The sequence below is a fragment of the Kitasatospora sp. HPM-01-4 genome (assembly GCF_051374625.1).
In the GTDB taxonomy this organism is placed as follows: Bacteria; Actinomycetota; Actinomycetes; order Streptomycetales; family Streptomycetaceae; genus Kitasatospora.
Genome location: NZ_JBPQGP010000005.1, coordinates 6,244,816 through 6,257,708, shown reverse-complemented (window position 1 = coordinate 6,257,708; position 12,893 = coordinate 6,244,816). Strand labels below are relative to the sequence as shown.

The window sequence follows — 12,893 nt, the reverse complement described above, 5'->3', positions numbered from 1 at the left end:
GGATGCGAGCGGTGCGCCCGGGGCGGACGCCGATCGCCTACGCTTCCCCCGTGGAGATCTGGATCAACCCGCGCTGCGGGAAGTGCCGTACGGCGATCAGCGAGCTGGACGCCGCCGGGGCCGAGTACACCGTCCGCCGCTACCTGGAGGACCCGCCGAGCGCCGCCGAGATCGAGCGGGTGCTGGAGCGGCTGGCACTGGAGCCGTGGGACATCGCCCGGGTGGACGAGGCGGTGGGCAGGGAACTGGGGCTCAAGGAGTGGGGCCGGACGGAGGCCGACCGGGAGCGGTGGATCGCGGCGCTGGCCGAGCACCCGATCCTGATCCAGCGGCCGATCATCACGGCGGACGACGGACACGCGGTGGTGGCGCGGACGCCGGAGGCGCTGCGGGCCGTCATCCAGGGCTGAACCGGGCGCGGAGCGCGTCACCAGGGGCGCGGGGAACCCGAGCGGGCAACCGTCCGTGAAGTGCACGGTCGCTCGCGCGGTTCCTCGCGCTCCCTTCAAGACCGGGCACCGGCAGCGGCCGTGCCGCTGCCGGCCGAAGCCCCTTGCCGGTGGCCGCTGCCGGTGTCGGTGGCCGCTGCCGCTGTCAGTGGCCGCTGCCAGACTGGCGGGATGGCAGAGAGCTACATCGCTTTTCTCCGGGCGATCAACGTCGGTGGGCGGACGGTCACCATGGAGCGGCTGCGCGGGCACTTCACCGAGCTGGGCCTCGGCGAGGTCCGCTCGTACATCCAGAGCGGAAACGTCTTCTTCACCACCGGGGAGACCGACCGCGCCGCGCTGACCGCCCGGATCGAAGGGCACCTGGCGGCCGAGCTCGGCTACCAGGTGCCCGTCATGCTCCGCACGGTGGACGAGGTCGCGGAGCTGGTCGCCGCGGACCCGTTCGCCGGGATCGAGCTGACGCCTCAGCTGCGGCTGTGCGTGGTGTTCCTGTCCGAGCCGCTGCCCGGGGACACCGTCTTCCCGATCCACGACCCCAAGGGCGACTGGGAGGTCATCGGGGCCGTGCCTGGCGCCGCCTTCGTGGTGATGCACCTGCGGAACGGGCGGCTGAACGGCAATCCGGCCGCCGCGTTCCCCAAGTCCTACCGGGGCCAGGGCACTTCGCGCTTCTTCCACACCACGGTGAAGATCCTCAACGCCGCCCGGCGGTAGCCGCCGACAGCCGGGCCGCCGAGGTGCCGAGGCCCGTCGGTCCGGCGAACTGCCGGGTGGTCGCGGGGTGCCGGCCGGTCCGGCCGATGTGCCGCAGGATGTCCTGCTCCCGGTAGCGGACGCAGTTCTCGTGCCAGTTCTTGATCCCGGCCAGCCAGTACCGGAAGTCCTGGACGTAGTGGTCGAGGGCCCGGCGGGTCTGCCGGTCGAGGCCGAAGTCGTCGTACAGGACCGGCAGTTCGTGCTCGGCCACGTGCTGGAACTGGTTGATCCGGGAGGTCATCAGGTCGTTGACGACGCCCAGCGCGGTCGGGTAGTCGCAGTCGAAGAAGTTCTGCACCACCAGCACGCCGTTGTGCAGCTCGCCCTCGAACTCGACCTCCTTCTGGTACGAGAAGACGTCGTTCATCAGCGCGGCGTAGTCCATGGCGGCGTTCTCCAGGGACCGCATCGGGCCGCTGCGGTAGATCTCCGCCGGGATCCTGCGGCCGTGCGAGATCCGGCTGAGCAGGCTGGTGAGCTCGGAGCCGAAGGTGGTCCGGCGCATCTCCAGGTAGTCCACCGGGTCGGGGATGCGGTGCTGCAGCTGGTTGGCCAGCTCCCAGAGCCAGCTCGACGTCATCGCCTCGACGGCGCCGCGGAAGTCGCGCCGGGCCTCGGCCTCCAGCGGGCCGGCGGTGCGCCGCCAGAGGTCGGCCAGGCCGCGCTCCAGACCGGTGACCGGCTCCGGTACGGGTCCGCCGTCGAGCGGCATGAAGAGCGAGAGCCGTTCGTTGGCGAGCTTGGCGCCGGCGAGGTTCCGGGTGCGTCCGTAGACCACCGGGTAGTAGTCGTCGGCATAGGTGCCCCAGGTCAGCCAGCCCGAGGAGAGGGCGAGTTCCTCCAAGGTGGCGTCCGGGTCGATGCCGGCCGAGCAGAGCGGCAGGTCGATGTCCGTCAGCCGCTGCTCGTCCCAGATGTCCGAGCCGGGGAGGCCCGGGTCGGCTTCGAGCAGCCGGACCCGGCGCACCCACTCGAGGTTGCCCAGTCTGGCGTCGGCCAGGTGCGGGCTGAGCGAGGTGCTGAACGGCATGGTGAACTCGGGGATCCGGGACGGCCCGACCCGCTGGTACGGGACATGGGTGAAGCTGCGTGTCCGGCCCGCGGTGACCAGTCCGGCGAGTGCCCTGGGATCGATCGCGGAGGTGCCGAGGCCCTGCGGCCGGAAGGAGAAGGCGCTCGGCGCGCTGCCGGCGCTCGCCCCGTTCATGTACCGGCTGGAGCGCATGTGCCACTCGTGGCCGCCGGACTGCCAGTCCTGCAGGCCCTTGACGTAGGCGAGGACGGCCGCGCACTCGTCCGGGGCGAGCCCCATCTCGGCGAACAGCGGCGGGAGTTCGGTGAGGGCGGTGTTCTCGAACTGCTGGATCCGCGAGGTGAGCAGGTCGTTGACCGAGTCGGCGGCCTGCTGGGTGGAGCAGCCGAAGAAGGTCTCCAGCACGAGGACACCGTTACTCAGCTCGCCCTCCTCCTCGATCTCCCGCTGGTACGAGAACAGGTCGTTGCGCAGGTGGACGGCGTCCGCGAAGGCGTCCCTGAGCACCCGCAGCGGCCGGGATCCGGCCACCGAGGCCGGGATCTCGGCACCGGCGGCGTGTTCCACCAGTCCGGCCGACCAGGGTGCGCCGCCGACCTTGCGGCGCATCTCGATGTACTCGACCGGGTTGGGGATCCGGTTGATGTTGATGTTGGAGAGCTCCCAGAGCGACTCGTTGAGCAGGTGCTCGGTGCTCAGCGCGAAGCGGCGCCGCCAGTCCATCGACATCGAGGGGACGGTCCTGGCCCACAGGTCGGCGAGCCCGGCCTCGACCGGGTTCGTCGGCTCGGGCGTCCCCGCGGAGAGGTCCATCGGCATGAAGGCCGGCAGCCGGTCCAGGTACGCCTTGCCGCCCGGGCGGTCCTGGGTGCGCTTGAAGAGCTCCAGGAAGTGGTCGTCGAAGAAGAAGACCCATACGTACCAGTCGGTCACCAGCGAGAGTTCGGGGCCGTCGCAGTCCGGGTGGGTGTAGGCGCAGAGCAGGGCGTAGTCATGGGAGTCGAGGTCGTGCTCGTCCCAGACGCCCGAGCCCTCGAGCATCCCCATCCCGCGGGCCCACTGCTTGGTGTGCGCTCTGGCCTCCTCCAGGTGAGGGTTCAGCCTCGCCGGGTATGCCATGTAGAAGTCGGGCAGTTCGAAGGGTTGGCTCACGGCCGTCGTGCCTCTCGTCGTACTCAGTCATGATCGGCGCGTAGCGTGCCCAACTCGCCTGTGCGGCATGCGTGCTGAACGGTGGATGTGGTTGCGCTGATTCGCGTTCACGCCCGGCGCACGGGGCGCACACGCGGGGCGCTCGGTCACATATTCTCGCTACTCGAGGACTGTCGTACGGGTGTTCGTCGCGGCGGCGGATCAGTGCGGAAACATCCGAGGCGGGCGGCGGGCGGGCAGTTCGTCCCGGAACTCCTCGATGGCCGAGCCGATCTGGCGCATCAGATACGTCTGTTCGAGCCGGCCCAGATAGAGGTGGTTGGCGGCGAGCGCCTCGACCGTGGCCCCGAAGTAGAGCGTCATCAGCGGGTTGATGAACAGCGAGCTGTGCCGGGTCCGCTCGGTGAAGCGGACATCGCCGAACTGTCCGCGCAGCGCGGCCGCCACCGAACCGTGGACGATGCTCGGGTACTCGGGGAAGGCCGCCTGGGCGTGGGCCACGGCGTCCAGGTACAGCGCGCCCTCCCGGGATTCGCGGGGTATCGAGAAGGCCCCGAGATAGCCGTCCGCCCGGTCCAGGGCGGCCAGGTTCTCCAGTACCAGCGAGTGGTTGACACCGTGGTAGGAGTCGATGCCGAAGCCCAGGCAGGCGACCAGCCGCACCGGTATCGAGGGCATCCCGGCGACGGCCGCCAGGCTGGCCATGTCCTCCTCCGGCGTGCCGAGCCCCGCCTCGTCACCGCGCATCAGGATGTCGGTGCCGCCGTCCACCAGCAGGATCGCGTCTGTGCCGAGCAGCTCGGTCAGGGCCAGGTAGGCGGCGCGCAGCGGCTGGACCCCGACCGCGCCGAAGGCCCACACGGTGTCGGGCATGCCGTGCAGGCTGAGCCAGCGGGCCAGTGTCCGCTCCGGGAAGTACGGCTCGGCGGACGGGGTGTCCGGGCGGATCTCCGCGAGTTCGGGGGCCCGCCAGACCTCGGCGGGCAGGCCGTAGAGGTGGCTGAAGGACAGGTTGGCGAGGTGCACCTGCTTGCCTGCCGCGCGCAGGGCGAGGGCGATCGGGAGGCCCGCGTACACGTCGAAGCCGCCGCCCGCTCCGGCGATCAGGATCCGCTCGGCGGTCTTCAGACGGGTGAGCAGCGGCGGTTCGGAGAGCGAGAACATCCGGGGACGGTACCAAGGCACCGTTACGGCACGGGAGAAGGGTTCTCGGAGGCGGTCGGGGCGCGGGGAGCCGCGCCCCGACGGCCGCCCGGGGCCTCCGTCAGGAGTTGGCGCAACCCCAGAGCTGGCTGCTGACCCGGGCGTAGGTGTCGCGCCAGTGCGGCCACTGGCGGGCGGTCAGGTCGTCGCAGTCGGCGAGGAGGCGGTCGATCTGACGGTCGTCCACCCCCTCCAGGAGCCAGACCAGGGCGTCGGCGGTGCCGGGGCCATCGGCGAGGCGGAGCAGGTCGAGCAGCTCGGGGAGCGTGCCGATCCGCGAGCCGTTCGGGAAGACCCCGGACATCCGGGGCAGCAGCTGGCGCTCCTCGATCCGCAGGTGGGTCTCCAGCCGGGCGGCCAGCTCCTCCACCGCGTACGCGACGGGCCAGCTGCTCGCGGGGTCCCGGGTGGCGATCCGGACCAGGGTGGTGACCCTGGTGAAGGAGTGGTCCAGGTTGTGGTGGTCGGACTCCAGCCAGTTGAGCAGCAGCCGCAGCTCGGGCGCGAAGCGGCGCAGCAGCGGCCAGAGCCGGCTGTCCTGCTGCTCGTGGTGGCAGGTGAGCATGGCGGTGAGGAAGTCCCAGTGCCGCTGCAGAGCCTCGGCGCCGGCGGTGTCGCCGGGCTGGAGCAGTCGCAGCGCGTTGGGCAGCCGGGCCAGGTCCCGGCGGAGCGCGGCGTGCACCAGTCGCAGACCGGCGAACGGCATCGGCTCCACGGCGGGACGGGCAGGCTGTACGTCGTGCGCGCCGCCCGACTGGGCGGGGATGGTGGGGTACTCGACGGGCAGCAGGTGGCTGGGCATCGGGCTCTCTTCATGACTCGCTGAGACTGGGCCGGTCCGGTGGCGCCCGCTTCGACGGCTGCGCCCCGGCCTCGGTTCTCCAGGGTGGTCACAGCTCATCAGAGTCGAATCAATGTCTGATTGACGCGCAGGTCAGAGGCCGGATACGCCCGCGCGCCGACACGGTGGCCGGCGCGCGGTTCAGGTCCCTCACATCATGAGGTCGAGCACTGACATCCCCCGGTCGTCAGGGGGTTGTCGGCCGACCGTCCGTCACTCGTCGGTGGCGGGGCCGTCCAGGTTCTTGGTGAGCCACTCCAGGGTCATCGGGATCATCTTCGCGAAGTCCTTGGTGAGGTGCTGGCCGTTGGGCTGCTGGTAGTACTCGACGGTGGTCGGGGCGGCCGCCTTCTGGACCCAGGACTTGACCAGGTTGACCTCGTAGGCGCTGCCGCCGCCGGAGGTGGCGAGCATCCGGACGTCGGCCTTGCTGGTGGAGATCAGCTTGCCGGGGCTGTTGGCGAGGCGCTCGGCCTCGTGGCCCTTCCAGAGCAGCGAGTCCGGGTCCCAGTAGCCGTCGATCGGCACCGCGGCCTTGTAGATGTCGGGGTGCTGCATGGCCAGCTTGGCGCTGCAGAACGCGCCGGTGGAGGCGCCCATCAGGCCCCAGCTGTCGCGGCCCTTCAGGGTGCGGAAGTTGGCGCGGACGAAGTCCGGGATGTCCTCGGACATCCAGGTGCCCATCTTCGGCTGGCCCGGGATGTCGCTGCAGTCGAAGGCCCGCTTCTCGTCGCCGGTCAGGTTCTGCACCGGCATGATCATGATGAACGGGTGCGCCTTCTGCTCCTTGGAGAGCTTGGCGTCGATCTCCTCGATCGGCAGCTGGTTGTCGGTCCAGGTGTTGTAGCCGTTGCTCTGTCCACCCGCGTAGAGGGTGAGCACCGGGAAGCCGTACTTGGCGTACTTGGGGTCGTTGTACTCCGGCGGCAGCCAGACCCAGACCTCCGCGGTGACGCCGGACTTCTTCCCCGCCAGCTTGGTGACGAAGATCGGGCCGGCCTTGGTGTCGCGCGCCTTCTTGAGGTCGGCGGCCGGGCCGGTCGGCATGATGACCTTGCCGTCCTTCGGCGGTGCGCTGCTCGCGGCGGCGGGGCTGGCCGCCACGGTGTCGGCCGGCTTCGCGTCGGCAGCCGGCTTGCTGCCGCTGCTGCAGGCCGCCAGGGCGGCGGACAGTGCGAGCGCGGTGACACCGGCGAGAACGGCGCGGGTGCGGGTGGGCTGCGAGTGCGACTGCGACTGCGGCTGCTGCGGCTGCACGGTGAGAACTCTCCGACCGATATCACGCCCGGCCGGACGGATCCGGGCGGCGGCCCCCGGGTGGGGCCTCTGGGGAGGTCGCGAGCGGTGGTCCGGCACGTCCGGCGGCTGTGCTGCCCAGGGACGTACCCCTCCCGACCTCAGTACGGCGCCCCTGCTCCGTGTGGAGTGGCGCGCCGTCCTGTGATCCTATGACGTGGCTTTGGCGCTCTGCAGTTGCGTGGCCCCGCCATACCATTCGTTTACCGGACGTTCGCCGGGGCATGGGGCCCGTCGTTCGGCGGGGCCCCTTCGACGCGCTGTCACCCGGCGGTCGGCCTGCTGTGACGACTCCGGGCGGCGGACCGGTACGGAGTGTGCGGACGGCCGGTACGCCACGGCCGAGGGACCCGTCGGCCCGTCCCGGGCGAGGCTGTCCGCCGAGGTCGCCGCTCCCGGCGGCCGGGCTTCACCGGCACCGCCGCTCGGGCCGGGTGGTCGAGCGGCCGAGGGGCGGCACGTGACCACCGTCACTCAGGGCGTGGGCCGGGATCCGGGCCGGCGCGGGCTCCGGGAGCGGGACTCGAACGCTCGCACCGGTGACGTGGCACCACCGATCGGCGATCATCGTGGAGTCGTCGCACCCCGAGGAGCGGGTCATGTCGGAGCAGATCGCGGTGGTCACCGGAGCCGGCAGCGGTGTGGGCCGCGCCGTGGCACTCGAACTCGCAGCGGGCGGCTGGCGGCTGGTGCTCGCCGGGCGCCGGGCCGAGGCGCTGCAGGGGACCGCCGAACTGGCCGGGCTCCCCGGCGAGCGGGTTCTGGCGGTGCCGACCGATGTCACCGATGCCGAGGCCGTGGCCGCGCTGTTCGCCGCGGCCGAGCGGCGGTTCGGCCGGGTCGACCTGCTCTTCAACAACGCCGGGGCCTTCGGCGCCGCGGTCCCGCTGGAGGATCTCTCCCTGGCCGACTGGCAGGCCGTGGTGGACCTCAACCTGACCGGCTCGTTCCTCTGCGCGCAGGCCGCCTTCCGCCTGATGAAGCGCCAGGATCCGCAGGGGGGACGGATCATCAACAACGGTTCGGTCTCCGCCCATGTCCCGCGCCCGCGGAGCATCGCCTACACCGCGACCAAGCACGCCGTCACCGGCCTCACCAGGTCGCTGTCGCTGGACGGCCGGCCGTACCGGATCGCCTGCGGCCAGATCGACATCGGGAACGCGGCCACCGACATGACCGCCGCGATGGACGTCGGCGTACGCCAGGCGAACGGGCGGATCACCCCCGAACCGACCATGGACGTGGCCGACGTCGCCCGCACCGTACGGCACATGGCCGAACTCCCGCTGGAGGCCAACGTCCAGTTCGCCACGGTGATGGCCACCACCATGCCGTACATCGGGCGCGGCTGATCCCCCCCCCGCGCGGGAGCGAAGGTCCCCCCGTAAGAGGGAAGGAGCGGCCCGCGGACCCGGGCCACTCCTTCCCTCTCCGAGAACCGCCGGTCAGTTGCGCCAGGTGTCGTTCAGGGTGATCCTCCCGCCGGCCGGCACCACGGCGGTGCGGTTGGCACCGCTCTCCCAGGTGACCGTGCCGCTCCCGTCCTTGCGGAGGTACTTGTACTGGAAGGAGGTACCGGCCGCCAGCGGGACGTAGAGCGACCAGACGGGGTAGCCGGTCGAGGACAGCGCCACGGCCTTGCCGGTGTCCCAGCCGCCGAGGGCGGCGTTGTCGCCGACCACGTAGACGTTCTGCCCGGGCACGGTGGTGGCGTTCACCGCGAAGGAGGCACCGCCGGCCGGGGCGGGCGAGCCGGGGGCGCCGACGTAGAGCGCGATCGAGTCGCCCGCGCCGACCGTGGCCGAGAAGGTCCCGTCCGCGCCGACCGTGTACGTCGGCCCGGTGCAGCCGCCGCTCGGGTCGCCGTGCTCGACGTCGCAGTACGTCCCGGCGGGCAGTGAGGTCTGGAAGGTCCGGGTGACCGGGCCGCTCTCGTGGTTGATCACCACATAGCCCTTGCCGCCCCGGCCGAAGGCGATCGCGTTGCCGCCGTTGGACCACCAGTTGGTGAGCCCGGTGCCGGAGACGGCGTTGCGGAAGCCGACCATGTTGGCGACCTGCGACCAGGCGTGGGTGCAGTTCCAGCCGTCCTGGTAGCAGGCGTTGACGGTGCCGCCGTTCGGCGGGCCGTCGTCGTTGCCGCTGAAGGCGTAGCCGGAGTAGACGTTGGGCGAGCCGTAGGGGTAGGCCAGCATGAAGACGTTGGCCAGCGTGTAGGTGTTGCCGTACCTGTAGTTGAGGGTGGAGCCGTTGCGCTCGGTGTCCCAGTTGTCGACGAAGGTCCTGGCCTGGCCGCTCGGCAGCAGCCCGGAGCCCCAGTTGGCCAGGTCGGCTATCTTCCCTCCGTCGAAGGCGCTCTTCAGCCAGGTGCCCGAGCGGAACTCGTCCACGTCGCCGGTGCCGAGGTACTCGGACGGCTGGACCGGCTCGCCCGCGCCGTAGATGACCTCCTGCACCCAGTACGCGCCGGGGTTGGCCATCTTGGCCTTGATGGCGGCGAGGTCGGTGGCGGCGATGTGCTTGGCGGCGTCGATCCGGTAGCCGTCCACGCCGAGCGAGGCCAGGTCGTCGAGGTAGCGGGCGATGGTCTGCTGGACGTACGCGCTGCCGGTGTCCAGGTCGGCGAGTCCCTCCAGCTCGCAGTTCTGCACGTTGGAGCGGTCGTTGTAGTTGGTGATCGGCTGCCGGCAGGTGTGGAAGTCCTGGTCCTGGTAGTAGCCGGGGTAGTTGTACTTGGTGTAGACCGTGCCGCCGGTGCCGGTGCCGGAGCCCGCCGTCATGTGGTTGATCACCGAGTCGGCGATCACCTTGACGCCCGCCGCGTGGCAGGTCTTCACCATGTTCTGGAAGGACGTGCGGTCGCCGAGCCGTCCGGCGATCCGGTAGCTGACGGGCTGGTAGGAGGTCCACCACTGCGGACCCTGGATGTGCTCCTGCGGCGGGGAGACCTCGACGAAGCCGTACCCCTTCGGTCCGAGGGTGTCCGTGCACGCCTTGGCGACCGAGTCGAAGCGCCACTCGAACAGGGTGGCGGTGACGTCCTTGGCGCCCGGAGGGGCGGCGTGGGCGGCGGGGGCGAGGGTGAAGGCCGTACAGAGTGAGAGGGCCAGCGCACCGGCGCTGCCCAGCGCGCCCAGCGCGCGGGCCCGCGCGCGGGCGGAGGTAGTGGTGACCACGTTGTCTCCAAGGGGGCAGGGTGGGGGGCCTGCGGTGCCCGGCGGAGCCGCCGGGCCGGCGGCTGCAAGCATTCTGAAACTTGCAGGAAACTTTCAGTGGCGCCGAACCTATGGGCATGCCAACGGTGCGTCAAGGCGCTGGAGGGCAACAGTTCGATATTTCCGACCGGACGTCAGCCGGCCGCCGTTCGACGGCCGCCGGGCCCCGGACAACGCGGCGACCCGGGGATTCCCGGCCCCGGACAACGCGCGAGGGCCCGGCGGCCGAAGCCGCCGGGCCCTCGTCCGGCTACCGCGTCAGCGTCAGCCGGTCTGGACCGAGGTGTCGTCGATCACGAAGCTCGTCTGCAGCGAGGCGTCCTCGGTGCCGGTGAACTTCAGGGTGACCGTCTGGCCCGCGTAGGCCGAGAGGTCGAAGGTGCGCTGCTGGTAGCCGGCCGCGGCGTCCACGTTGGAGTAGGTCTTCAGCGTGGTGCCGTTCACCTGCACGGTGAGCTTGTCGTACGCGGTGCTGCCGGTCTCGGCGGTGTCGATGTGCAGCCAGAAGCTGAGGGTGGCCTTGCAACCCGCCGGGATGGTCACGGTCTGCGAGAGGGTGTCGGTGTGGGTGGAGCCGTAACCGTCCAGCCAGGCCTTGTACGAGCCGCTGTGGGCGGGCTGGCCGGAGCTGCCGTCGATGACGCCGCTGCTGGTGGTCCAGCCCGTGTTGCCGCTCTCGAAGCCCGGGTTGGCGAGCAGCTGGGCCGGGGTGCAGCTGCCGCCGCCACCGCTGCCGACCGTCCAGGTGAAGCTCGCGGAACCGCTCTTGCCGGAGGAGTCCTTGGCCGTCACGGTCACGTTGTAGGTGCCCGCGGCCGTCGCGGTGCCGGTGATCAGGCCGCTGGAGCTGATCGACAGGCCGGTCGGCAGGCCGGTGGCCGAGTAGCTCAGCGCGCCGCTGCCACCGGTGGCGCTGACCTGCAGGTTGACCGAGGCGTTCAGCGCGGTGCTCTGGTTGCCCGGGCTGGTGACGGTGACGCCGCCGGTGGGCAGCGAGCCGACGTTGACCCCGGCCCAGGCGGTCGCGACCTGGTTGTACTCGTTGCTGCCCGCGCCGTACAGGTCGGTGGCCGCGTTGAGGGTGGCGGTCCGGGCGGCCGCGTAGTTGGTGGTGGAGGTCATGTAGGTGGTCAGCGCCCGGTACCAGATCGCCGCCGCCTTGTCCCGGCCGATGCCGGAGACGGTGATGTTGTTCACCGTCGGGGAGTTGTAGCTGTAGCCGTTGATGGTCTTGGCACCGCTGCCCTCGGACAGCAGGTAGAAGAAGTGGTTCGCCACGCCGGACGAGTAGTGCACGTCCAGGTTGCCGACGCCGCTGGACCAGGAGTCGGCCGACAGCCCGTCCTTGGAGGGCTGGTCCATGTAGCGCAGCGGCGTGCCGTTGCCGTTGATGTTGATCAGCTCGCCGAGCCAGTAGTTCGGCGGGTTGGACGGCAGGTTGGCCGACCACTCCACCATCGTGCCCATGATGTCCGAGGTGGCCTCGTTCAGACCGCCGGACTCGCCCGAGTAGTTGAGGCCCGCGGTGGCCGAGGTGACGCCGTGGGTCATCTCGTGGCCGGCCACGTCGATCTCGGTCAGCGGGTGGGTGTTGCTCTGGCCGTCGCCGTACGTCATGCAGAAGCAGGAGTCGTCCCAGAACGCGTTGACGTAGCCGCTGGAGTAGTGCACCCGGCTGTAGGCGCCGACCCCGTCGTTGCGGATGCCGTTGCGGCCGAAGGTGTTCTTGTAGAAGTCCCAGGTCGCCGCCACGCCGTAGTGGGCGTCGACGGCGGCGGACTCGCGGTTGCTCGCCTGGCCGTTGCCCCAGGTGTCGGTGGACTTGGTGAACAGCGTGCCGTTGCCGGAGGTGCCGTTGGCCATGTCGGTGGTGTACATCCCACCGCGGGTGCCGTCCTTCATCTGGTACGTCGAACCCGACAGCGTGGTACCGATGTTGACGTTGCCGACGAAGACGCCCTGGCCGGTTCCGGTCTCGACGCCCTCGACCTTGGAGAGCACCTCGCCGGTGGTGGCGTCGGTGACCACGTGCAGCCGGCTCGGGGTGCCGTCCTTCTGCTTGCCGCTGACCACCGTCTCCCAGGCCAGCCTGGGCGTGCCCTTGGCGGCGAAGACCACCAGGCGGGGCGCGATCTCCACCTTCGAACCGGACTCCGTCGCGAGGGCGGCGGCCTGCGCCTTGGGCGCGGCCAGCCCGGGAGTGGTGCCCAGGCCGTTCAGCGAGGCGGTGGAGGCCCGGTCCACGCTCTTGGTCGCCCCGGCCGCCGTCTGGTGCACCACCAGGTCGCCGCCGAGCACGGGCAGTCCGCCGTAGGTGCGCTCGTAGCGCGTGTGCCGGGTGCCGTCGGCATCCCGCATCGCGTCCTTGACCACCAGCTTCTCCTGGCTGCCAAGACCGAGTGACTGCGCCGTCGCGGCGCTCTGCTGGGTCGCGTCGGCGATCAGCTGCGCCCGGCTGACGGCCGCCTGCGGGGAGGCGGAGCCGGCCGAGGGGCTGGGCGCGGCCTGGGCGATCACCGGAACTCCGGTGACCAGCAGGGCGGTTGTGGCCGCGAGCGCGGCCAGGCTCACTCTGGCGTGCTTGTAGCGGGACATGCGGACTCCTTATCCGACCGGTCGCGGGGTCACGAGCGGTGGAGAGAATGCTGGCCGCGGGGTCGCGGCGCAGTGGGGGCCCTGCCGGCGGTTCAGGGCAGGGTGCGTTGCATCAAAGGAGCGCGGCTCAGGAGATGGAGCCGGTGGCGCTGTGCCTGCACTGGAACGGCCGCACCCGGGGGGTGGGGGACCCGCCTCATCTGCAGCCGGGGGAATCGTGGCAGCAAAGGCGTCACGAGTGACAGACGCATGCCAGCAATTGGCCAATAAATGCCATCGGCACGGCAAAGCCGAGGCAGTGTCAGGTCATGCTTGACCAAAGCTATTTCTGCACATGAATGTCATCACGC

The 12,893-nt window shown here is 70.7% G+C and carries 9 protein-coding genes; 3 read left to right on the top strand and 6 right to left on the bottom strand.

Going from position 1 to position 12,893, the window contains the following annotated elements; translation table 11 throughout:
* Window positions 1-50: 50 nt before the first annotated feature.
* Together ACSMTC_RS27280 and ACSMTC_RS27275 are read left to right on the top strand one after the other, a co-directional pair.
* On the top strand, window positions 51-410 hold the full coding sequence (locus tag ACSMTC_RS27280) for an ArsC/Spx/MgsR family protein (RefSeq protein ID WP_436562353.1): 360 nt from the start codon (window positions 51-53) through the stop codon (window positions 408-410).
* 210 nt (window positions 411-620) lie between these two features.
* Window positions 621-1,166, top strand: a complete 546-nt coding sequence (locus ACSMTC_RS27275) for a DUF1697 domain-containing protein (RefSeq protein WP_436562352.1) — start codon at window positions 621-623, stop codon at window positions 1,164-1,166.
* On the opposite strand, the gene ACSMTC_RS27270 is transcribed toward ACSMTC_RS27275, so the two are convergent.
* From ACSMTC_RS27270 to ACSMTC_RS27255, 4 genes are all read right to left on the bottom strand, one after another.
* Window positions 1,147-3,393 carry a family 2 encapsulin nanocompartment cargo protein terpene cyclase gene (locus ACSMTC_RS27270; RefSeq protein WP_436562351.1) on the bottom strand — a complete coding sequence of 749 codons (2,247 nt, stop codon included), beginning with the start codon at window positions 3,391-3,393 and terminating at the stop codon, window positions 1,147-1,149. The genes ACSMTC_RS27275 and ACSMTC_RS27270 overlap by 20 nt on opposite strands.
* Before the next feature lie 201 nt (window positions 3,394-3,594).
* On the bottom strand, window positions 3,595-4,557 hold the full coding sequence (locus ACSMTC_RS27265; protein ID WP_436562350.1) for a DUF1152 domain-containing protein: 963 nt from the start codon (window positions 4,555-4,557) through the stop codon (window positions 3,595-3,597).
* 100 nt (window positions 4,558-4,657) lie between these two features.
* Window positions 4,658-5,398 (bottom strand): hemerythrin domain-containing protein, encoded by a 741-nt coding sequence (locus ACSMTC_RS27260; protein ID WP_436562349.1) that lies wholly within the window; start codon window positions 5,396-5,398, stop codon window positions 4,658-4,660.
* Window positions 5,399-5,650: 252 nt separating this feature from the next.
* The gene (locus tag ACSMTC_RS27255) at window positions 5,651-6,694 is read right to left on the bottom strand and encodes an alpha/beta hydrolase (RefSeq protein ID WP_436562348.1); all 1,044 of its coding nucleotides are present in this window, start codon (window positions 6,692-6,694) and stop codon (window positions 5,651-5,653) included.
* A 638-nt stretch (window positions 6,695-7,332) separates the two neighbouring features.
* On the opposite strand from ACSMTC_RS27255, the gene ACSMTC_RS27250 reads away from it, so the two are divergent.
* Window positions 7,333-8,085, top strand: a complete 753-nt coding sequence (locus ACSMTC_RS27250) for an SDR family oxidoreductase (RefSeq protein WP_436562347.1) — start codon at window positions 7,333-7,335, stop codon at window positions 8,083-8,085.
* A gap of 93 nt (window positions 8,086-8,178) precedes the next feature.
* Here ACSMTC_RS27250 and ACSMTC_RS27245 read toward each other — a convergent pair whose 3' ends face one another.
* Together ACSMTC_RS27245 and ACSMTC_RS27240 are read right to left on the bottom strand one after the other, a co-directional pair.
* A complete protein-coding gene (locus ACSMTC_RS27245) occupies window positions 8,179-9,870 on the bottom strand; it encodes a carbohydrate-binding module family 20 domain-containing protein (protein WP_436564821.1) in 1,692 nt (563 codons plus the stop codon).
* A 342-nt stretch (window positions 9,871-10,212) separates the two neighbouring features.
* The gene (locus ACSMTC_RS27240) at window positions 10,213-12,543 is read right to left on the bottom strand and encodes a M4 family metallopeptidase (RefSeq protein WP_436562346.1); all 2,331 of its coding nucleotides are present in this window, start codon (window positions 12,541-12,543) and stop codon (window positions 10,213-10,215) included.
* Between the last annotated feature and the right edge of the window lie 350 nt (window positions 12,544-12,893).